Here is a 20,340-nt window from a genome sequence, read left to right on the forward strand (position 1 = left end):
AAAGCGTTATAAAAATGACACTTTAATATAAAAAGACAATTTGTTGACATCGTTAATAGTCAAAACTTATATCTAACAATAATGATAACTTTATTTAAGAGTAAATAAAACTAGAGCGATTATAAATAAAAAATCCTATTTATTATAAAAGACACCTGCCTCTGTTGTTGATAACGCAAAAAAACATCTAATTCAAAAAAACAACAAACCATTTAAATACATAAGGTTGAGCCAAAACAAAACCAAATGACAGCACAGCAAAAACCAACAAAGATCACACTTAACATAAAATTTGCGATAAACAACAGCCAAGTTAAACAACAAAACAAACCATCAACATATCGCATTGACAATATATACAAGCATGATTTCGAGAGCTTTAAATAAGTTTTGAACCGCAATTTAAATAAAAATAAAATAAAATATTTTACATAATTTAATAATATGTGTTTAATTAGCAATCTTAAAATTTGGTCACCCAAAAGTCGTCACGACAAACAACACAGACTTAACAAAAAAACAGTAACACAACACCGAGCCAGCAAAGACAGCCCTATAAACAAAACATTTTTGGGTCAATTTTGTAGCATTTAAGAAAGCTTAGTGGGCTTTTAAATATGATAATAAATACTCGGACATAAGAATAAGGATAAGAGTAATTGAAAATCCCTGTCTATTTATTAACCGGAACGTTAGTTGTTCTGGCAATATTTACAAATAAAGTTCAAGCAAGTACGACTCGTTACCAAACACCGTTCGAGCAAGCAAAATGGTTATTTTCTGGTGACAAATTTCACTGCGAAATAAGCCATCGGGTACGAGGTTTTGGTCTATTACGACTAACAGCTACCCCAGGTGAACCGCTAGCGCTAGCTTTGCATGCTGACTGGCTAGAATTAACCAATACAGATAGTCAGGCATCTGTTGTGCCTGCAGCTTGGCATATACAACAGCAACCCTTTGCCAGCACAGCAATGAGATGGCAGGAATCAACGGCCCGCAGTAAAGACGCCATTGCTCCCTTTCTTGAAGGTTTAGAGCAAGGCTACAGTTGGCAGGTAAACATTACCGCCAATAACGGTCATCAATACCAAATAGATTCTAGCCCTGTTGCTACACAGGCTATCGCCAATCAGTTTCGCCTTTGTCGACAAAAGCTATTGCCTAAGCCCTTTGATTATGTGCGGCGTATAGATCTACTTTTCGCGTCTAGCTCAAGCAAATTAACTCCAGCTCATGTACAAGACTTAAATGCGGTTTACCAATACATTCAAGCAGATTCAAGCATTAATGAAGTGCTTATCGACGGACATACGGATGCATCAGGCAACCGACTTGCCAACCTAGTATTAAGTAAAGCCCGTGCAGACGAAGTGGCTTCACGATTAATTGAATTTGGTATTCCAGCAACAATGATCCAAGTCCGTAATCATGGCACACGAGCACCTGTTGCTAGCAATAATAATAGTCAAGGGCGAGAGCTTAATCGTCGTGTCACCTTACGCCTAGTAATGTCACCAACTCAATCAACCTCAAGCTCTGCTTCAGGAACTGAATAATGAATAGTTCTAGTTTACGATTCGTCGGTACCGAATTGTCACCATCAGGTCAAACAAAACTGGCTTTACAAGGCTTCAACTTGTGGCAAAAAGACTGTGGAAGCCAGCCTTGGCTTAGCCTGATTAACTTATCTAACTGCACAAGTGACTCGGTCTATCAACATCTAAACCAATTTCCTGGTAAGCATCAAATCGCTTTGCTGGAACCCGAACAAACTGAACTCGCTAGCATTGCTATGCAATCAGGTATTCAAGATTACTTACTGTTGCCGATTGATGATGAGCAATTAAGTGCGTTACTCCAGCGCTTACGCCGTTTAGAAATGCCCGATAATGAGATAGTGAGCGCCGCTGCAGTCAGCCGCCAGTTACTCATGCTTGCCCATAGAACGGCAAGTACTGAAGCAACAGTATTACTTACTGGTGAAAGTGGTACTGGTAAAGAACCGTTAGCCCGTTATATTCACCGCCACTCAAGCCGCCATAACAAGCCTTTTATCGCTATCAATTGTGCAGCGATCCCCGAAAGCATCCTTGAATCAATTTTGTTTGGTCACGTAAAAGGTGCATTTACAGGGGCGACCACAGAGCAACCAGGTAAGTTTGAAGTTGCCAATGGCGGTACGCTACTACTCGATGAAATAGGCGAAATGCCACTACTACTTCAAGCTAAGCTGCTGAGAGTATTACAAGAAAGAGAGGTTGAGCGCTTAGGCGGACACAAGTCAATACCATTGGATATCCGTGTTATTGCCTCAACTAATAGAGATTTACGAGAAGCTGTTAAAAAAGGCGAGTTTCGAGAAGATCTCTTTTACCGTCTAGATGTTCTGCCACTTAAGATCTTGCCTTTACGTCAAAGGCGAGATGATATTTTGCCCTTGGCGGAACATTTTTTACACAAATACAAACAACTTTCTAGCGACCAAATTTGCTATTTCAGCGACCAAGCGCGCAGCTCATTATTAAGTCATGACTGGCCAGGCAATGTTCGAGAGTTAGAAAATACCATACAAAGAGCGCTTGTTATGCGTCGTGGGCAAGCGTTGCAAGTCGCTGACCTTGGTTTAGAACCTGCAGAACATTGCATTCATGTTGACCAAACAGAACAAGGTTACAAAGCCTCAAAACGTCAGGCTGAATTCCAATACATTATTGACACCCTTAAGCGCCATAACGGCCACCGCAGCCAAACCGCTGAGACTTTAGGAATGACAACTCGCGCTCTGCGCTACAAGTTGGCTCAAATGCGAGAAGAAGGGATCAACATAGATCAACTCCTCGCCCAAGCTGGCCATGCCGCGTAACCCTAGTTTCAGTCAAGAAAGAGAATTTTTATGTCAAATGCCAATATCGCCAGCGCTCAGCTAATGATGCAACAGCTTAATATCCACTCTGAAATGGCGAAGGGGGCGATAAGCATCACCCCAAACCCGAAAGATTTAGGCGTACATGCATCGTCTTTCACTGAACTGATGAAAAATAAAGTGGCAGCCGTCAATGCAGACCAGAATGCTTCCGCCGCTTTAATTACCGCTGTAGATACAGGTCAAAGTGGTGACTTAGTCGGCGCGATGGTTGCATCACAAAAAGCGGGTCTTGCCTTTTCAGCCATGATTCAAATTCGCAATCGTCTCGTGCAAGCGTTTGACGAAGTAATGAAGATGCCGATCTAACCATGAAAGCTAAATTTCACAACTATTACGATCAAAAAACGCAAGCGTTCTTTTTGAGCAAGGATATTTAAAGCATGCCGACAACATTGACCCAAACTAGTCCTGCCGTAACGAATGTTGGTAGCAGTAATCCTTTAAACACCTTAAAAAGTAAGTGGCAACAGTTCAACCAAGGTGATCGCCAAGTCGCTGTGCTTGCGGTACTCGCCATTGTCGCAGCATGCGTCATCGTCATGATGCTATGGAGCGCTAGCCTAGGTTATCGTCCTCTTTACGGAAACCAAGAAGGGGTTGAAACCTCCCAAATTATTGAAGTGCTAGAGGCGGAAGGTATTAGCTATCGAATCGACGCAAATACTGGCCTAATTTTAGTTACCGAAGATAAGCTAGGTCCTGCGCGCATGCTGCTGGCTGCACGTGGCGTAAAAGCAAAAGTCCCATCAGGAATGGAGTCGCTAGGCAGCTCAAATATCGGCACCAGCCAATTTATGGAGCAAGCGAAGTACCGCTATAGTTTAGAAGGCGAATTGTCACGCACCATTATGGCACTCAAGGCAGTAAAAACGGCTCGAGTGCACCTTGCCATCCCGAAAAAAACCCTGTTTATTCGCCAACAGCCCGAGTTGCCATCAGCTTCTGTTATGCTCGAGCTTTATGCTGGTAGCAACATCCAACCTGAGCAAATTGAGTCAATCGTAAACTTAGTCGCCGGCAGCGTAACAGGAATGACACCAGAGCGCGTTCAGGTCGTCGACCAAGAAGGTAACCATTTAAGCTCAACAATAAGTGTTAATAAAGACATCACTCAAGCACGTGATCGCCAACTCAAGTACACCCAGGAACTCGAGCAAAACTTGATCAATCGCGCATCAAGCATGCTATTGCCGATCCTGGGGCAAGATCACTTCCAAGTGCAAGTCGCCGCAAGAGTTAACTTTAACCAAGTAGAAGAAACTCAGGAATCATTAGATCCTGTCGCTGTAGTCACCAAAGAAAACCTAACCAGCAACGAAACCAATAGCGATATGGCTCTTGGTATTCCCGGTGCCTTAAGCAACCAGCCACCAGCAGCCGCTGGTGCAGAAGAGAATAATGCTCGCCGTAACTTAAATTCACAGGAAACTCGTCAATTTGATACGGGTCGCTCAGTGAGGCACACCCGCTATCAACAGATGCAATTAGAAAGCCTATCCGTTTCCGTGCTTATCGATAAAAAATCAGCAGGCGAAGCGGGATGGACCCAACCGCAACTCGATCAATTAAGCACCATGGTACAAGATGCCATTGGTTATTCAGTTGCGCGTGGTGATAAATTTAGTATTAACAGCTTTGATTTCGCCCCAGTACAAATCACTGAATTTGAACCTATGCCTTGGTGGCAAGGCGAAAGTTACCAAACTTACCTACGCTACTTTATCGGCGCATTACTGGGCTTAGCGATGATTTTCTTCGTCTTACGTCCACTGGTTAAGCACCTCACAACCACCGTTGAACACAACTTGAAGAACAGCAATGAAACCGCTCTGCCAGCCCCATCACCGGATGCTGCAGCGATTCAGCTTGAAGCAAATAATAGCGCTCAAGTGACTGCAGATCAGTTAATCGGTTTAAATCAAAATAAAAACGAAATCGACTGGAGTGGCGATAGCAGCTTACCGGAAGCGAGCTCACCGCTAGCGGTCAAAATGGAACACCTTAGCTTATTGGCAAATCAAGAGCCTGCACGTGTTGCAGAGGTCATTGCTCACTGGATTGGTGATACTGATAATGAACAGCATTAATCATATACATTACACCCCAGTTATAATTCAGCCTGAAAATAGGTAACTAATACAGTGAATAACAACGAACTCGGAATTAAGATGGATAACCTAGATCAAGCAGCAATGTTGCTGCTGAGTATGGGAGAGCAAGGTGCCGCACAAGTCATGGCGCACCTGGATCGCAATGATGTACAGCATCTTAGCCACAAAATGGCACGCCTTTCTAGTATTACCCAACATGAAGCGGATGCTGTACTTGGACGCTTTTTCAAGCGCTACCAAGAGCAATCGGGTATCGCGCGGGCATCACGTTCCTATTTACAAAAAACACTAGATTTAGCGCTTGGTGACCGTGTCGCCAAGGGACTGATTGATGGCATCTACGGTGATGAAATCAAAATTCTAGTTAAACGACTCGAATGGGTCGATCCCCAACTGCTTGCTCGCGAAATTACCAATGAACATAGCCAATTACAAGCCGTACTTTTAGGGCTACTGCCTCCAGAAAGTGCCGCCCAAGTATTAGAGGGGCTACCTGCGTCAGGACAAGATGAAGTATTGGTGCGAATTGCCCAACTTGGCGATCTTGATAGAGAAGTGGTAGATGAACTCCGTCAGTTAGTTGAACGCTGTATGTTAATGGCGATGGAAAAAAGCCATACCCAAATAAGCGGCGTTCGCCAAGTTGCAGACATTCTCAACCGTTTCAACGGAGACAGAGAGCAACTGATGGAAATGCTCAAACTACACGATAAGCAACTCGCCAGTAATGTTGCCGACAACATGTTTGACTTCATCATCTTGGGTAGACAAAAACAAGATACTCTACAAGAAATCATGGCTGCTGTGCCTAGTGATGTGCTTGCTCTGGCGCTAAAAGGCATCGACAGCGAACTCAAAACAACTTTGCTTTCGGCACTACCAAAACGTATGTCATCGGCAATTGAAACTCAAGTAGAAGCAATTGGTACTGTGCCATTAAGCCAAGCTGTTGCTGCGCGTAAAGAAGTTATGGAAATCGCTAAGCAAATGGCTGATGAAGGCTTAATTGAGTTACAACTATTTGAAGAGCAGGTTGTTGAATAATGAGTACTGAGATTAAAAAGTCTGACCCTCGTTGGAGACTAACTGGTGAGCATGCTCGCCGTCACCGATTTTCACCGCTGATTCCAGTAGAAGCTGGCGATGAACAAGCAGAGATGAGCTGGCAAGACTTTCAACAAGCTTTCGATAAAGGCTACGACGATGGCGTACAAAAAGGCCATCAAGCAGGCTTTGATGCCGGTATTGAAGAAGGTCGACAATCAGGCCATGCGAGTGGCTTTAATCAAGGCCGTATTGAAGGGCAGCAAAAAGGTAAAGATAATATTGATGACCAACTCAATAGCATTATTGCCCCTTTAGCGGCTCTGAAATCCTTGCTCGAAGAGGGGCATTGCCAACAGATAGCCCAACAACAAACACTTATTCTCGATCTGGTTCGTCGAGTCTCTTTGCAAGTTATCCGCTGCGAACTGACTCTGCAGCCACAGCAGATCTTAAACCTCGTTGAAGAAACGCTAACAGCACTGCCGGATGACCCGACTGAGGTTAAAATCCACTTAGAGCCAAGCGCGGTAGAAAAACTTAAAGAGCTTGCTGCCGATAAGATTAAAAATTGGACCTTAGTCCCTGATGCAAGTATCAGTGCTGGCGGCTGCCGCATTGTCAGCGCAACTTCAGATGCCGATGCTTCAGTCGAAACTCGCCTCAACAGCTGTTTAGCTCAAGTACAAGCGCATCTAAATGAAACCCCAATCGAGACGCCGAGCATAATCAATGAGGCAGACGTTGAAAGCTAACGCCGACATTTTAGATTGGCCTAAGGTACCTGTTGCACAAGTATATGGGCGACTCACAAGAGTCAATGGGCTATTGCTTGAGGCTGTTGGCTGTCAACTTGGCACGGGTGACCGCTGCCATATTGAATGTCGCGACAAGCATTTAGTCGAAGCCGAAGTTGTCGGCTTCTATAAAGACACTTTGTGTTTAATGCCTATCGAGTCGGCGTCTGGGCTAATGCCTGGCGCCCGAGTGATGCCCATTGAAGGTCGATGCCAAATCCCATCAGGACTCGGCATACTTGGCCGTGTTCTTGATGGCTTAGGCCAACCACTAGATGGCTTAGGGTGTATCAAGCACCTTCCCCACGTTCCACTCCAACATAAACCTGTTAACCCACTAATGCGCAAACCAATTAGTGAGCCGTTGGACGTTGGCATACGTGCAATTAATGCCATACTGCCGATTGGTCGTGGTCAACGCCTAGGACTGTTTGCTGGCTCAGGTGTCGGTAAAAGTGTGCTGTTAGGAATGATGACCCGCTTTACTGAAGCCGATGTCGTTGTCGTGGGGCTAATTGGTGAACGTGGTCGTGAAGTTAAAGAGTTTATCGATGAGTCGCTAGGGGAAGAAGGCCGAAAACGTGCAGTTGTCATCGCAGCCCCTGCCGATACCACCCCACTGATGCGAATGCGGGCGATGCGCTTATGCCATCACATTGCCGCTACCTATCGCGATCAGGGGAAGCAAGTATTGCTGCTAGTCGACTCATTGACTCGCTACGCTCAAGCGCAGCGTGAGATAGCATTAAGCCTCGGCGAGCCACCAGCAACTAAAGGTTATCCACCATCAGCATTTGCTCAATTGCCAAGCCTAGTGGAAATGGCGGGCAACGGCCAACACCCAACTGGCACGCTCACCGCATTTTATACGGTATTAACTGAAGGCGATGATCAACAAGATCCAATTGCCGACTCTGCTAGAGCCATTTTAGATGGTCATATTGTATTAAGCCGTAAACTCGCTGAAAAAGGTCACTTTCCAGCTATCGATATTGGCGCGTCAGTCAGCCGCTTAGCCACTAAAGTCGCCAATCAGGAAACCTTGCAACAAGGTCAATGGTTCCGCCACCTCAATAGCCGTTATAACGAAGTAAAAGATCTGCTACCGCTAGGGGGCTATCAGCCAGGGCATGATCAAGAAATGGACATGGCTGTGAGTGCCTATCCGCAAATGGCGGCATTTTTACGTCAAGGCACTGATATACAAGCCGATCATAACCACAGTATTGACGCATTAGCCCAGTTGGTCGGCAATATGGGATACACACCTGTGAGCAAAGATAATCGATGAAACAATTACTAAAGCTATGCCAGCAAGAAGAAAAAAAGCTGGGTCAGCTTGGGCAACAAAGAAACAATGCTCAAAACCGTATTAACGGTATTGAGCAACAAAAGCAGCAGTTAAGCCAAATGGTCACTGATTACACTCAGTTAAGTGTCTCAGGTGGGATGGCGATGATGTTACAAAACAGCGCACAGATGATCCAAGCTATCGCGCCGATGCAAAAGCAATTGCATCGTCAACAGCTATTATTACAACAAGAGCATCAAAGAATGGACAACCTCTGGCGTCGCCAGTTGGGTCGCCAGCAAGCAATACAATGGCTCTATCAAGATAGACAACAAGAGTTGCAATACCAACAACAGCGCCAAGAACAAAAACAACTGGATGATCTTGCTGGCCGTTATGCAACAACCTAGAACGGATCATCAATCGTCTCAAGCCGAGCTATTACTTAATCTAACGATTAGCGCAAGTCGCCGTAATCAATTGCTTGTTCGTTATTACGATTCAAAATCTGCGTAATCACTTCTTGCTGAGCCACCAATAACTTGCCATTTGACTCATTAATCTGCTTACTTTCAATCACTAAAGCAAGTAGATGATTCCATAGTTTAGCCACTTGTTCAGAAGAGGCTTTAGGTAACCTGGCAACTAGCGCCATCATACCGCTAGCATTACCGGCAAAACCAAGTTGCTGCAGAGTTTGCGCCCTATCGTTCGCCTTTTCCATTAAGCTATGACATAAACGAGATTGCAGTTGATTGTGCTCATTCAGCCCTTGGTTATCTCGTTGTTGCATCAGCTCACGCTGGCGATTAAGTAAGCCCTTTAACTGGCTATAACTTTCAATATCTTGACGAATGCCCTGCACTAACCCTTTGACTAGCTCTCGTTTTTGATTCTGGCTCACAGGCTTAACCATGCTGCTGTACAATCGCATCAACCATCTGTTCGATATCAATATCAAAGCTACCATCAATCAATGATTGACGGATCTGTGCAACCTTATCTAAATCCACATCATCCATTTCAGCAAGTTGCGGTTGGTTGTGTGCAATAAGCTTACAGTCATCACTCACCTCAGCTTGAGGTTTCTGTGCTACAACAGCTTGAGTCTCTTGAGGCAGAACAAAACTTGAAGTTTTACTTCGGCTTGTTCCCATCTCAGTATTTATCGTACTGTTGATTTTATTGATTTCCATAACGGGCTCCATTAAATACGCCTATAACCCAACTAGAGCGACAAAAAGGTGACACTTCTGAAATACAGCGCTGTTTTTTATTCGCTATCCGTTATCAACTCAGCTTAATTAGCGTCCTAAATCAAAACTGAGTTTGTACCCGCCCTTTCGCTATCGGGTAAGCAACTATCACCTTACCTGAGCTTAAGTTTTTCACTCTAATCGCTTTTCCCTGCCCTCCACCTTCGAGCGCTTCGCCGGGCATATTGGCATAAAAGCCATTACTGCGAGCTTCAATAATCACTCGGTCACCAATATTGACCCACTGTGGATCATCAAGTTGTTGTGATCTTATCGGTTGATATCGGCGTAGCTTCCTAACCACTTTACGGCCAAGGATCTGGTCTAACTGGCTCAATAAATTTCTATCTGAGGCATCCAAGGACACCACTTGCCAGTCAATATCAGTAATTGAAATATGGTCACCTCGCTTCAGTGGGCGATTGGCAACAGGCACTCTAGCCTTAACCTTCACTGATGCTCGAACATATAAGCTCCAACCTTGAGCTTCACAACTGACTTTTCGCTGAATATTTCCGAGCGGGATATCACCGCTATCTATCGCTAGCTCGCCACTGCAAAACTGTAATCGTTTTGCCCCAGAAGGCACTCTTACTTTAATTTTGGCAGTTAACTCTTTTATGCCTAATTTAAGCTGCCATTGATTCACTTCTCGGGACAATAATTGCGTCATTTCTTGCTCAAGTTGTGCACTCGCTCCCACCGTTTCACTTGCTGCGGAAATAAGCGGAAACAAACAGGAAAACACCAACAAAGCACAGGAAGTACCAGTTCCTACCCTTGCGATGAAAACACCATAAAACACTGATAAATAATGATTAAACATATTGGCACATTAATTGGATAAATAGGATTAATACTCAACCGCTCATACCATACTAGGAGTTTCAATGGCTATCAACCTCGATGCCGCACTAGGTGTTCATCCACAAACGTTAGACTTTAGAGTCGAGCGTAGCAAAATGCTGGCAGGTAATTTAGCTAATGCAGAAACTCCTGGCTATAAAGCACGAGATTTAGACTTCAATGCTGTGATGATGCAGATCAACTCAGGCGCTGAGATCAATAGAGATTATCAGGTGGGTTACCGTATTCCACACCAAACATCAGCCGACCAAAATACTGTCGAGCTGAGTATGGAACAAGCTAGATACTCGCAAAACGCGATGGATTATCAAACTAGCCTAACATTCCTGAATATGAAAATTTCAGGCTTACGCACCGCAATTGAAGGCAAATAAGTAGATTTATGTCATTCGCAGAAATTTATCAGATTGCCGGTGCCGGCATGAACGCGCAAACCATTCGCCTCAACACCGTAGCAAGTAACCTTGCCAATGCAGGCGCTGCAGCCGAAAACCAAGACCAAGCATTTAGAGCATTAAAGCCTGTTTTCTCAACAATCTACAAGCAAACCCAAGAAGGTGAGCTTGCAGGAGCACACGTTGAAGTTTCAGCCATTGTGCAAAGTGATGCGCCGCTCGATCTGCGTTACGAGCCCGATCATCCCTTTGCCGATGAACAAGGTTATGTCGCCTACTCAAATGTAAATACCGTCGAAGAAATGGCCGATATGATGGCTGCAAGCCGTTCATTTGAAACCAATGTTGAAATCATGAACCGTGCTCGCTCAATGCAGCAAGGTTTGCTACAGCTAGGAAACAAATAATGAATGTGACTGATGTAAGCAGCAAGAGTACCGGTACTGGCGATATTCAAACTTCTCCAGGTAACGATGCCGCTTCAATTAAAAACGAATTCATGACACTGATGATTGCGCAGATCCAAAACCAAGATCCAACCAATCCAATTGATGGTACTGAATATGTCTCTCAGCTTGCTCAATTTTCACAAGTTGAAAGCTTAGAGCACATGCGTACCAATCAATCGACACAAATGGTCATGATGGAAAATCTAGGCATTGTGCAATCAGCACAACTCGTCGGCAAGAACGCCATGGTACCTGCTGCAGACTTTACGCTTGAAGAACAAGCTCTAGACGGCAAGGTCTACCTTGAAGATTCGGTAGAAAACCTCAGCATCGATATCGTTGATCACAGCGGCGATGTGCTTAAAACCATAGAGTTAGGCCCGCAAGAAGCTGGCGATGCAGCTTTTAGTATCGACCCAACTGCACTCGATTTACCACCTGGTGAATACAGCCTAGTTGCTAATACCACTGCCGGTGAGGTCACTGCTACTGCCGATACTTTTATCAAGGCCGAAATCGAAAAAATTCATTTTATCAGTGCTTCAGGAATGATGATGGCGGAACTTGGCAATGGCCTAGGCACCATCTCTGTACTTGAAATCTCTGAAGTCTCATAACGTGTTAGTAAAGGAATAAGCTCCATGTCGTTCAATATTGCATTAAGTGGCCTACAAGCTACGACTCAAGATCTAAACACCATCAGTAACAACATCGCTAACTCGTCGACTGTCGGCTTTCGCAGCGGTCGCAGTGAATTTTCTGCTATCTACAATGGCGGTCAAGCAGGTGGTGTGAATGTGATGTCCACCAGCCAAAACTTTTCAATGGGTGGTAGCTTAACCTATACCGGACGTCAGCTAGACATGGGTATTCAGGGAGAAGGTTTCTTCGTTCTGAGTGGACAAGATGGCAGCACTAGTTATGCGCGTGCGGGGATGTTTAACCAAGACGCAGACGGTTTTATTACCGATCCAGCAGGCAACCGTTTACAAGGCTACGGTATTGGCGCAACAGGCAACCTACAGAACGGTAATGTCACTGACTTGCAAGTACAAACCGGTGCACTTGCAGCCAAAGCAACCTCGACAATAGGGTTAATCTCAAACCTTGATGCTCGAGTCGCTGTGATCGATCCAGCAGTAACGCCATTTAATCCAGATGATGCCTCTAGCTACCACTCATCTAGCACCATTGCAGCATACGATTCACTCGGTAATGAACACGCACTGACCCAGTACTATGTAAAAACTGCCGATAATGAATGGTCAGTGCATTACAACATGGACGGCCAAGATGTGACTCCAGTTGGCGGCCACAAATTAGAGTTTGATTCAAATGGTATGCTTACCACTGGTAACGATATTACGCTAAACATTACCGACCCAGCCATTATTGGCGGCGCATCGAATATTAATCTCGCCCTATCTTTCGATAACAGCACCCAATACGCTGCCGACTACAACAATTCAAGCTTAAGCCAAAATGGCTACACCTCTGGTGAGCTAAACGGTATCCGTATTGATGATAACGGTATGCTGTTTGGTACTTACACCAACGGTCAAGAGCAAGTACAAGGACAAGTGGTACTGGCAGACTTTAGCAATCCAAATGGCCTAGTGCCAACAAGCAACAACGCTTGGGCAGCAACCAATGCAGCTGGTCAACCAATTGTTGGTACTCCTACAACTGGCACCCTTGGTGGCCTTAGTGCAGGCTACCTTGAAGGCTCTAACGTAGATCAAACGGCCGAAATGGTTAACTTGATGACAGCGCAGCGCAATTATCAGTCTAACGCAAAAGTGCTAGATACTAACTCAACCATGCAACAAGCCTTGTTGAACGCAATCTAGGACTAACCCGTGGACAGAATGCTATATACCGCAGCAAGTGGTGCGGCCAGAGTGATGGAAGCGCAAGCTATCCGTGCAAACAACTTAGCCAATGCCGATACTACTGGCTTTAAAGCCGATCTTGAGCGTGTTAACGCCAATGTGGTTAAACCTATTGGTGACAGCTTACAAACACGTGTGCTGGCGCAAACTCAAGGCAGTGGCTTTAGCCGACAAAGTGGTGCGTTAAACCCCACGGGTCGTAGTTTAGATCTTGCTATCAACGGTGCAGGTCTGTTCTCGGTAATGACTGCTGAAGGCGAAGGTTATACCCGCGCGGGCGCCATCACCCCTGATGTAAACGGTCAGCTAACCATAGATGGCCGTCCTGTAGCGGGTATTGCAGGCCCCATCGTTTTACCTGAGTACCGTGAACTTTTCATCGGCGATGATGGCAGAATCAGCATTGTTGCCGATGCCGATGGTGTTATCGAAGAGGTGGGACAACTCAAGCTGGTTAATCCTGATATTGCTTTAATGAGCAAAGGTGCAGATGGCTTGCTTTATCCGCAAGATGGTCAACCGCTCGCAGCTAACGAAGAAGTAACAGTAAACAGTGGCTTTTTGGAAGCTAGTAATGTGCAGGCCGTTGGTGAATTAATTGCAGCGATGGACCTCAGCCGTCAATTCGAAGTACAAGTTAAGCTTATGAAAAGTGCAGAAAAACTCGCAGAAGCCGGTAACCGCTTACTGCGTGACGCATAATTCAATTTTAAGGACATATTTAGATGCAATCAGCTTTATGGGTCAGTAAAACTGGCTTAACCGCCCAAGATACCAAAATGACCACCATCGCCAACAACTTGGCGAACGTAAATACCACAGGCTTTAAGCGTGACCGTGTTGCTTTTAACGATCTGTTTTATCAAGTACAGCGCCAACCAGGCGGTCAAGTTGATGAGCAAAATGAGCTACCTGCGGGCTTGCAACTGGGTACAGGTACCCGTGTAGCGGGTACACAAAAAGTATTCACCCCAGGTGATATGTTGACCACCAATCAACAGCTTGATCTTGCTATCGAAGGCCAAGGCTTCTTTCAAATCGAAGAAGTGAACGGTGATGTGAGCTTTACCCGCGATGGTCAATTCTATCGTGATAGCGAAGGATTAATGGTGACCTCTCAAGGTTTGCCTTTAGTGCCAAACATTCAAATCCCAGAAGAAGCACTGACTGTCACCATCGCTTCTGACGGTATCGTTTCAGCGCAAATGGCGGGGCAAACAGATACCCAAGAGCTTGGGCAAATTACCATAGTTAACTTTACCAACCCTGCAGGTTTAGAGGCGCGTGGTAACAACTTATACCGTGAAACAGGCGCATCAGGTGGGGCAATTGAAGGTATTGCTGGCGACGAAGCCTTAGGCCAAATCCGTCAAGGCGCATTAGAAGGCGCCAACGTTAACGTAGTGGAAGAGATGGTCGAAATGATCTCAACCCAACGTGCTTACGAGATGAACGCTAAAGTCGTATCAGCCTCTGACGATATGCTTAAGTTCCTAAACCAAGCGCTTTAATCAGCACTTATTTATTAGCTCAACTTTAGGACTCGAAAAGGATCACCATGCAACAACTTTGGCTAGGATTTTGGATAAGTTTAGTATTTCTGCTATCTGGCTGTATCTCGCATATTCCGGAGCTTGACACTAAGCCAGGAAAACCCGAATGGGCGCCACCAGAAATAGATTACAGCTTGCCTGAAGCCAAAGATGGCAGCGTATACCGCCCAGGGTTTATGCTGACACTATTCAAAGATAAGCGTGCATTTCGTGAAGGCGACATTCTGACTGTCGCCTTAGACGAAAAGACCTATTCGAGTAAAAGTGCTGATACTAAGACCAATAAAAATACGGGTTTGTCGCTAGACGGTCAAGGGACCTCGGGGACGAGCAGTATTGCTGGTAGCGGTGAAGCCAATTTAGGTAGCTCATTTAGTGGTACCGGCTCTAGCACTCAGCAAAACCAATTATCAGGTTCAATTACTGTCACGGTAGCAAAAGTGCTGCCTAATGGCGCACTGCTGATCCGTGGAGAAAAATGGCTTAGATTGAACCAAGGTGATGAATACTTACGCTTGTTAGGTCTGATCCGTACCGATGATATTGGCAATGACAATACCATCTCCTCGCAGCGTATCGCCGATGCTCGTATTATCTATGGTGGCCAAGGTGCCATCACTGATAGCAATAGAATGGGCTGGGCATCACGCTACTTTAATAGCCCATGGTTCCCGTTATGATTTTCTGTTTACGAATTCAAGAATCAAGGTTGTTTGAATGAGAAAAGTCGCCCTCGTTATGGCCTGCATGCTAAGCACATTGTTAGCACAATCTCCCGCTCAAGCCGAAGCTCAGAGCCGCTATTTAATGGATATCGTCGATGTACAAGGCATTCGTGAAAACCAACTTGTCGGTTACGGTCTCGTTGTTGGTTTAGACGGTACTGGCGATAAAAACCAGGTTAAATTCACCAGCCAATCTGTGGTTAATATGCTCAAACAGTTTGGCGTGCAAATTGATGATAAAACCGACCCTAAATTAAAGAACGTTGCCGCTGTAGCTGTGTCTGCAACGGTCTCTCCGCTAGCCAGCCCGGGGCAAACTTTAGACATCACAGTGTCATCACTCGGTGATGCAAAAAGCTTACGCGGTGGCACTCTACTTATGACGCCTTTACGTGCAGTCGATGGTGAGATCTACGCTGTTGCACAAGGTAACTTAGTCGTTGGTGGAGTCTCAGCTCAAGGTCGAAATGGTAGCTCTGTGACGGTAAATATTCCCACAGTAGGCAATATTCCCAATGGTGCTTTGCTAGAAGCCTCCATGCCGAGTAATTTTAATCAAACTGAACACATAGTATTAAACCTAAAGCAACCTAGCTTTAAAACTGCGCGCAATATTGAACGTGCGGTCAACGAACTGTTTGGTCCTAGCGTAGCAGAGGCCGATAGCAATGCTAAAGTGATGGTGCGTGCTCCAAAGTCAAACCGTGAACGCGTCACCTTTATGTCTATGCTAGAAGAGCTGCAAATTGAGCAAGGCCGTAAATCTCCTCGAGTGGTATTCAATAGTAGAACAGGCACAGTTGTTATGGGCGGAGATGTGGTGGTACGTAAAGCCGCTGTCAGCCATGGCAACCTCACCGTATCGATCGTTGAGCAACAAAATGTCAGCCAACCTAACGGCGCTTTTCTTGGACAAGCTCAAGGTGAAACAGTGGTCACCAATGATAGTACCGTCGACATTGATCAAGAAAATGGTCACATGTTTGTCTGGGAAGAAGGCGTGGCCCTTGAAGACATAGTACGTGCAGTCAATAGCTTAGGCGCATCACCAATGGATCTTATGTCAATTTTGCAAGCGCTTGATGAAGCGGGTGCACTTGAAGCGGAATTGGTAGTCATATAATGAAATTAGACAACAACCACAGTTATCTGAATCAGCTTGATGCTGGCGATTTGATTAAAGCGAATGGCGAACATGGCGCATTAAAACTAGTAAGCCAACAGTTTGAAGCTCAGTTTTTACAAACCGTGTTGAAGCAGATGCGCAGTGCTTCAGATGTTATGGCCGACAAAGACAGCCCGCTGTCTTCGCAAAATGATGGCATGTATCGAGATTGGCATGATGCAGAGCTAGCTGGCCGGTTAAGTCAGATGCAAAGTACGGGTCTTGCCAGTGTCATGACAAAACAATTGTCTTCAGCCCTTAAGTCTCCCCCTGATGCGGTCGCCTCTAATCAGCAGGTAACGCTAAATGCAGCAAATACAACAGCGATGCAACCTGCGCTGATTGTGCCATTTATAGCTAAACCGCAAGACTAAATTAAGTGAGGGCCGGCAACAGTCCTCCTCCAGATAGAGAGAACAACAAAAGATGAGCATGCTTAATATTGGTATGTCAGGGCTCAATGCCAGTATGGCGGCGCTGACGGCAACCTCAAATAACGTCTCCAATGCTATGGTGCCTGGCTACTCTCGCCAGCAAGTCGTCATGAGCTCTGTAGGCAATGGTGTCTATGGTAGCGGCTCAGGTGTGATGGTCGATGGTGTGCGCCGTATATCTGATCAATATCAAGTCACTCAACAGTGGAATGCCACCAGCGGTTTAGGCTTTGCCCAAACACAAGCAAGCTACTTTGGCCAAGTTGAACAAGTATTTGGCTCTGAAGGCAACAGTATTTCTGCCGGCTTAGACCTGTTATTTGCTTCACTAAACTCAGCGATGGAGCAGCCAAATGAGGTCGCACTGCGCCAAGGTGTACTCAATGAAGCCAAAGCATTAACCCAAAGATTTAACTCTATCAGTGAAGGGCTTAGTTCTCAGGTTAATCAAATCGAAGGTCAAATTCACGCTTCCGCCAAAGAGATCAATGCTCAGCTCGAAACGATTGCCAATTTCAATCAACAGATCCAAACCTCAAACGCTAGCGGTAACGTTCCCCTAGCCCTGCTAGATGCGCGCGATGCAGCCATTGATGATCTTTCTAAGGTTGTCGATGTCAATATCGTACATGATGCCAATAACATGGTAAGCATCTCCTTGGCACAAGGTCAGCCACTGCTTTCAGGTACCACTGCAGCAAAAATCCAAGTTGATCCTGATGCCGCTAATCCGCTTTTTAGCAAATTAAGTATTGAGTTTGGTCAGTCTACGTTTCCGCTAGATGAAGCTGCAGGCGGCAGCTTAGGCGCACTGCTGGACTATCGCGATAACAGCCTTGTCGACTCGATGGCCTTTAATAATGAACTCGCCAAGACCATGGCAGATGAGTTCAATGCCACATTAGCTGCTGGTAAAGACTTAAATGGTAACGCTGGGGCACCGCTATTCACTTATGACCCAACTAACCCTGCTGGCAGCTTAAAAATATCGGCAAACTTCAAGCCCGATATGCTGGCTTTCGGTAAAGATGGTACACCTGGCGATAATAGCAACCTTAAAGATTTGGTTGAATTAGCGAATAAGACTTTTACCTTTAATTCAATGGGTATCGACGCCAGCATGGGCGACGCTTTTGCCAGCAAAATTGGCGAGTTAGGCTCGGCCTCGCGCCAAGCAGAAATGGCCAAAGATACCGCAGAGAAGATGCAAACGGAGGCTCAATCCCAATGGGCTAGCACCAGCGGGGTGAACATGGATGAAGAAGGAGTAAACCTCATTATCTACCAGCAATCTTATCAAGCTAACGCTAAGGTAATTTCGACTGCTGATCAGCTTTTTCAAACCATCTTAAACAGTATTTAAGGACACTCTTATGCGCGTCAGTATGCATAACTTATACGCTAATAACTTGCAAAGCCTACAAAAGTCCACCATCGACATTGCTAGACTCAATGAGATGATGGCAACAGGTAGCTCGATACTCAGACCGTCTGATGACCCTATTGGTGCGGTAAAGGTGATGGGCAATGAACAGGATATGGCAGCAACTAATCAGTATCTTAAAAACACTGAATCCTTAAGTGCCAGCTTCGGTCGTGCCGAAACTTATATGTCGAGCATGGTTGAACTACAAAATCGGATGCGTGAAATCACGGTGTCTGCCAGTAGCGGTAGCCTATCTCCTGAAGACCGTAATGCTTATGCTGCTGAGCTCGAAGAATTACTCGAAGCATTTACCGATGTGCTAAACGCCAAAGATGAAAGCGGCAATTACTTGTTTTCTGGTAATGAAACAACTACAGCACCGATAGAAAAAGACGCCGCGGGTAATTATATTTATAAAGGCGACAACAACCATAGAGAAGTGCAAACTTCTAGCTCTTCTTGGATGACAGCCAACAGCACTGCAGCAGATTTTATTTTCTCTAATGGCAGTACTGATATCCTCAATCAAACTAAAGATTTTATTGCTGCACTAGAAGATCCAGCACTTACTCCTGGTAATCCAGCATTTGATCAAGTCTCAGGCAATATGCTGACGAGTCTAGACGACACGCTTACCAGTATCGGCTCAGCAATCACTGACATTGGTGGTAAGCAAAACACCTTAAGTCTGGTGCAAGGCAGCCATGAAGAGCGAGTGTTATTTAATAAAGAAGTGATTGGTGAAACAGAAGGTTTAGATTATGCTCAAGCAACCGCTGAGTACAATTTAAAGCTCACCACCCTAAAAGTTACTCAGCAAACCTTTGTGCAAGTGTCACAATTGACACTGTTTAACCATATTTAATCAAGGCTAAATTAACTCGATGCTCAACGGTATTTCCGATACGTTAAATGTTCAACAGCGCAGCCCTACCGTTGCGCCGGCTGTCGGCATACCACAAACGGCCAGTGAACATACTCAAACCAAACTTGCAGCGGCTCCAACTCATAGGCTAGAAAGTTATAGCAAATGGGCTAAAGTCACTCAAGGGCAGCATCGGATTAGTGCCGCACAAGTTGCTGAACAAGGCTTACTTCAAGTTCAGCAACTGCTTAAGCAACTACAAAACCAAGTAAAGCAGTCTCTCAGTGCTAACGTGTCGGAGCAATCTTTGCTTGAGCAAACAAACCGCAGTAAGCAAATTCAAGATAAGTTATCGCAGCTTGCCATCAATTATGACAACAAGCCTCTAGTGGACCATCAACTTAACCTGCTGTCTCCTAAAAGGCCTGCAGCTAAACACCACTTTAGTTTAAAATCTGTTGATTTAACGGCACAAAAGCAACGTGATGAACGCCTTACTTTGCAGATAGGCGCTCAATCGGCAAGCTTCATTTTACCTGCTAATCGTCAGCCTCAACAGCTGCTAAAAAACATCAATCACTCACTCAAGCCGTTAGACATCCAAGCGGTTCACAGCAACGAGGGAAAATTGATTTTTAATAGTTCTAATTCACAATGGCAGCAAATCCAAACAGGCATATTGATGACCGGCCAAGGTCAGCGACTACCCGCCGGTGAGCCAAGAACCATTAAAGTAAATGAGGAACTAAATTGGCAAGATCCTAGAGAATGGCGCTTTGGTAGCAATAGCGAACTCAAGCAAGCCATAGCAAAAATCGCCAAGTCGTTGCATAAAGTCGAGCAGCAACTGCAGGAGTTAGCTGATAGCAGGCAAAAAATCCAACAACAACTTCAGCAGGTAAATCTGCAAAAAAATAGCCAGCTAGAACTCGCGTCCACCATGAGCCAATTAACTAACTTGATGCAGCCAACACCTTTTAGTCTGCAGATTACCTCGCTGATGGCGCAAGCGAATATGACCCGCTCACAAGTCTCATCTTTATTAGCTTAAGGCTAACTCAACCTCATAAATAGCCATCAATCACAATCAATACAGACTGCTCACTTAGCTAAGTGAGCAACCACTACTCTTCTTGGCTAA

General features: G+C 45.2%; 23 protein-coding genes. 20 read left to right on the forward strand and 3 right to left on the reverse strand.

What is annotated here, in order from left to right; all coding sequences use genetic code 11:
- The first annotated feature begins 659 nt into the window (after window positions 1–659).
- The 8 genes from L2748_RS12675 to L2748_RS12710 all read left to right on the forward strand — a co-directional run bounded on the left by L2748_RS12675 (window position 660) and on the right by L2748_RS12710 (window position 8,582).
- Complete coding sequence (locus tag L2748_RS12675) at window positions 660–1,559, forward strand: MotY family protein (protein ID WP_220782046.1); 900 nt, start codon at window positions 660–662, stop codon at window positions 1,557–1,559.
- The gene (locus L2748_RS12680) at window positions 1,559–2,866 is read left to right on the forward strand and encodes a sigma-54 interaction domain-containing protein (protein WP_220782047.1); all 1,308 of its coding nucleotides are present in this window, start codon (window positions 1,559–1,561) and stop codon (window positions 2,864–2,866) included. Before L2748_RS12675 ends, L2748_RS12680 begins: the two co-directional genes overlap by 1 nt.
- A gap of 30 nt (window positions 2,867–2,896) precedes the next feature.
- Entirely contained in the window at window positions 2,897–3,235 is a 339-nt protein-coding gene (gene fliE, locus L2748_RS12685; protein WP_220782048.1) for a flagellar hook-basal body complex protein FliE, read from the forward strand.
- A gap of 74 nt (window positions 3,236–3,309) precedes the next feature.
- Window positions 3,310–5,016 (forward strand): flagellar basal-body MS-ring/collar protein FliF, encoded by a 1,707-nt coding sequence (gene fliF, locus L2748_RS12690; RefSeq protein ID WP_220782049.1) that lies wholly within the window; start codon window positions 3,310–3,312, stop codon window positions 5,014–5,016.
- 81 nt (window positions 5,017–5,097) lie between these two features.
- On the forward strand, window positions 5,098–6,084 hold the full coding sequence (locus L2748_RS12695) for a flagellar motor switch protein FliG (protein ID WP_246616197.1): 987 nt from the start codon (window positions 5,098–5,100) through the stop codon (window positions 6,082–6,084).
- On the forward strand, window positions 6,084–6,839 hold the full coding sequence (gene fliH / locus L2748_RS12700; protein ID WP_220782051.1) for a flagellar assembly protein FliH: 756 nt from the start codon (window positions 6,084–6,086) through the stop codon (window positions 6,837–6,839). The genes L2748_RS12695 and fliH overlap by 1 nt, the downstream gene beginning before the upstream one ends.
- Window positions 6,817–8,172, forward strand: coding sequence for a FliI/YscN family ATPase (locus L2748_RS12705; protein WP_220782052.1), 1,356 nt, complete (start codon window positions 6,817–6,819; stop codon window positions 8,170–8,172). The genes fliH and L2748_RS12705 overlap by 23 nt, the downstream gene beginning before the upstream one ends.
- A complete protein-coding gene (locus tag L2748_RS12710; protein ID WP_220782053.1) occupies window positions 8,169–8,582 on the forward strand; it encodes a hypothetical protein in 414 nt (137 codons plus the stop codon). Before L2748_RS12705 ends, L2748_RS12710 begins: the two co-directional genes overlap by 4 nt.
- A gap of 47 nt (window positions 8,583–8,629) precedes the next feature.
- Here L2748_RS12710 and flgN read toward each other — a convergent pair whose 3' ends face one another.
- The 3 genes from flgN to flgA all read right to left on the reverse strand — a co-directional run bounded on the left by flgN (window position 8,630) and on the right by flgA (window position 10,254).
- On the reverse strand, window positions 8,630–9,076 hold the full coding sequence (gene flgN, locus L2748_RS12715) for a flagellar export chaperone FlgN (RefSeq protein WP_246616198.1): 447 nt from the start codon (window positions 9,074–9,076) through the stop codon (window positions 8,630–8,632).
- A gap of 4 nt (window positions 9,077–9,080) precedes the next feature.
- Window positions 9,081–9,368 carry a flagellar biosynthesis anti-sigma factor FlgM gene (flgM, locus tag L2748_RS12720; protein WP_220782054.1) on the reverse strand — a complete coding sequence of 96 codons (288 nt, stop codon included), beginning with the start codon at window positions 9,366–9,368 and terminating at the stop codon, window positions 9,081–9,083.
- A gap of 121 nt (window positions 9,369–9,489) precedes the next feature.
- Window positions 9,490–10,254 (reverse strand): flagellar basal body P-ring formation chaperone FlgA, encoded by a 765-nt coding sequence (gene flgA, locus L2748_RS12725; protein WP_220782055.1) that lies wholly within the window; start codon window positions 10,252–10,254, stop codon window positions 9,490–9,492.
- Window positions 10,255–10,318: 64 nt separating this feature from the next.
- Between flgA and flgB the strand changes: the two genes are divergently transcribed.
- From flgB to L2748_RS12785, 12 genes are read left to right on the forward strand one after another with little or no spacing between them, the layout of a single operon-like run.
- The gene (gene flgB, locus L2748_RS12730) at window positions 10,319–10,669 is read left to right on the forward strand and encodes a flagellar basal body rod protein FlgB (protein WP_220782056.1); all 351 of its coding nucleotides are present in this window, start codon (window positions 10,319–10,321) and stop codon (window positions 10,667–10,669) included.
- 8 nt (window positions 10,670–10,677) lie between these two features.
- On the forward strand, window positions 10,678–11,097 hold the full coding sequence (gene flgC, locus L2748_RS12735; protein ID WP_220782057.1) for a flagellar basal body rod protein FlgC: 420 nt from the start codon (window positions 10,678–10,680) through the stop codon (window positions 11,095–11,097).
- Window positions 11,097–11,756 (forward strand): flagellar hook capping FlgD N-terminal domain-containing protein, encoded by a 660-nt coding sequence (locus L2748_RS12740; protein ID WP_220782058.1) that lies wholly within the window; start codon window positions 11,097–11,099, stop codon window positions 11,754–11,756. Before flgC ends, L2748_RS12740 begins: the two co-directional genes overlap by 1 nt.
- Window positions 11,757–11,780: 24 nt before the next feature.
- Window positions 11,781–12,989, forward strand: coding sequence for a flagellar hook protein FlgE (flgE, locus tag L2748_RS12745; protein ID WP_220782059.1), 1,209 nt, complete (start codon window positions 11,781–11,783; stop codon window positions 12,987–12,989).
- A gap of 9 nt (window positions 12,990–12,998) precedes the next feature.
- Window positions 12,999–13,733, forward strand: a complete 735-nt coding sequence (locus L2748_RS12750; protein WP_220782060.1) for a flagellar basal body rod protein FlgF — start codon at window positions 12,999–13,001, stop codon at window positions 13,731–13,733.
- 23 nt (window positions 13,734–13,756) lie between these two features.
- Window positions 13,757–14,542 carry a flagellar basal-body rod protein FlgG gene (gene flgG / locus L2748_RS12755; RefSeq protein ID WP_220782061.1) on the forward strand — a complete coding sequence of 262 codons (786 nt, stop codon included), beginning with the start codon at window positions 13,757–13,759 and terminating at the stop codon, window positions 14,540–14,542.
- Between the two features lie 47 nt (window positions 14,543–14,589).
- Complete coding sequence (flgH, locus tag L2748_RS12760) at window positions 14,590–15,264, forward strand: flagellar basal body L-ring protein FlgH (RefSeq protein WP_220782062.1); 675 nt, start codon at window positions 14,590–14,592, stop codon at window positions 15,262–15,264.
- A gap of 37 nt (window positions 15,265–15,301) precedes the next feature.
- Complete coding sequence (locus L2748_RS12765) at window positions 15,302–16,432, forward strand: flagellar basal body P-ring protein FlgI (protein ID WP_220782063.1); 1,131 nt, start codon at window positions 15,302–15,304, stop codon at window positions 16,430–16,432.
- The gene (locus L2748_RS12770; protein WP_220782064.1) at window positions 16,432–16,848 is read left to right on the forward strand and encodes a rod-binding protein; all 417 of its coding nucleotides are present in this window, start codon (window positions 16,432–16,434) and stop codon (window positions 16,846–16,848) included. The genes L2748_RS12765 and L2748_RS12770 overlap by 1 nt, the downstream gene beginning before the upstream one ends.
- A 52-nt stretch (window positions 16,849–16,900) precedes the next feature.
- Window positions 16,901–18,271, forward strand: coding sequence for a flagellar hook-associated protein FlgK (flgK, locus tag L2748_RS12775; protein ID WP_220782065.1), 1,371 nt, complete (start codon window positions 16,901–16,903; stop codon window positions 18,269–18,271).
- A 10-nt stretch (window positions 18,272–18,281) separates the two neighbouring features.
- On the forward strand, window positions 18,282–19,199 hold the full coding sequence (gene flgL / locus L2748_RS12780; protein WP_220782066.1) for a flagellar hook-associated protein FlgL: 918 nt from the start codon (window positions 18,282–18,284) through the stop codon (window positions 19,197–19,199).
- Between the two features lie 19 nt (window positions 19,200–19,218).
- Window positions 19,219–20,250: a hypothetical protein gene (locus L2748_RS12785; RefSeq protein ID WP_220782067.1), complete on the forward strand. Its 1,032-nt coding sequence runs from the start codon at window positions 19,219–19,221 to the stop codon at window positions 20,248–20,250.
- Window positions 20,251–20,340 lie beyond the last annotated feature (90 nt).

The sequence above is a fragment of the Shewanella sairae genome (assembly GCF_023283535.1).
In the GTDB taxonomy this organism is placed as follows: domain Bacteria; phylum Pseudomonadota; class Gammaproteobacteria; order Enterobacterales; family Shewanellaceae; genus Shewanella; species Shewanella sairae.

What these genes read in the sequence shown, in the direction of transcription:
- L2748_RS12785 (WP_220782067.1), top strand. Translation starts at nt 19,219, where the DNA reads ATGCTCAACGGTATTTCCGATACGTTAAATGTTCAACAGCGCAGCCCT.
- L2748_RS12740 (WP_220782058.1), top strand. Translation starts at nt 11,097, where the DNA reads ATGAATGTGACTGATGTAAGCAGCAAGAGTACCGGTACTGGCGATATT.
- flgM (WP_220782054.1), bottom strand. Translation starts at nt 9,368, where the DNA reads ATGGAAATCAATAAAATCAACAGTACGATAAATACTGAGATGGGAACA.
- flgE (WP_220782059.1), top strand. Translation starts at nt 11,781, where the DNA reads ATGTCGTTCAATATTGCATTAAGTGGCCTACAAGCTACGACTCAAGAT.
- L2748_RS12705 (WP_220782052.1), top strand. Translation starts at nt 6,817, where the DNA reads ATGAGGCAGACGTTGAAAGCTAACGCCGACATTTTAGATTGGCCTAAG.
- L2748_RS12680 (WP_220782047.1), top strand. Translation starts at nt 1,559, where the DNA reads ATGAATAGTTCTAGTTTACGATTCGTCGGTACCGAATTGTCACCATCA.
- fliF (WP_220782049.1), top strand. Translation starts at nt 3,310, where the DNA reads ATGCCGACAACATTGACCCAAACTAGTCCTGCCGTAACGAATGTTGGT.
- flgG (WP_220782061.1), top strand. Translation starts at nt 13,757, where the DNA reads ATGCAATCAGCTTTATGGGTCAGTAAAACTGGCTTAACCGCCCAAGAT.
- flgC (WP_220782057.1), top strand. Translation starts at nt 10,678, where the DNA reads ATGTCATTCGCAGAAATTTATCAGATTGCCGGTGCCGGCATGAACGCG.
- L2748_RS12765 (WP_220782063.1), top strand. Translation starts at nt 15,302, where the DNA reads ATGAGAAAAGTCGCCCTCGTTATGGCCTGCATGCTAAGCACATTGTTA.
- L2748_RS12710 (WP_220782053.1), top strand. Translation starts at nt 8,169, where the DNA reads ATGAAACAATTACTAAAGCTATGCCAGCAAGAAGAAAAAAAGCTGGGT.
- flgH (WP_220782062.1), top strand. Translation starts at nt 14,590, where the DNA reads ATGCAACAACTTTGGCTAGGATTTTGGATAAGTTTAGTATTTCTGCTA.
- flgA (WP_220782055.1), bottom strand. Translation starts at nt 10,254, where the DNA reads ATGTTTAATCATTATTTATCAGTGTTTTATGGTGTTTTCATCGCAAGG.
- L2748_RS12695 (WP_246616197.1), top strand. Translation starts at nt 5,098, where the DNA reads ATGGATAACCTAGATCAAGCAGCAATGTTGCTGCTGAGTATGGGAGAG.
- flgK (WP_220782065.1), top strand. Translation starts at nt 16,901, where the DNA reads ATGAGCATGCTTAATATTGGTATGTCAGGGCTCAATGCCAGTATGGCG.
- flgL (WP_220782066.1), top strand. Translation starts at nt 18,282, where the DNA reads ATGCGCGTCAGTATGCATAACTTATACGCTAATAACTTGCAAAGCCTA.
- fliE (WP_220782048.1), top strand. Translation starts at nt 2,897, where the DNA reads ATGTCAAATGCCAATATCGCCAGCGCTCAGCTAATGATGCAACAGCTT.
- fliH (WP_220782051.1), top strand. Translation starts at nt 6,084, where the DNA reads ATGAGTACTGAGATTAAAAAGTCTGACCCTCGTTGGAGACTAACTGGT.
- L2748_RS12770 (WP_220782064.1), top strand. Translation starts at nt 16,432, where the DNA reads ATGAAATTAGACAACAACCACAGTTATCTGAATCAGCTTGATGCTGGC.
- flgB (WP_220782056.1), top strand. Translation starts at nt 10,319, where the DNA reads ATGGCTATCAACCTCGATGCCGCACTAGGTGTTCATCCACAAACGTTA.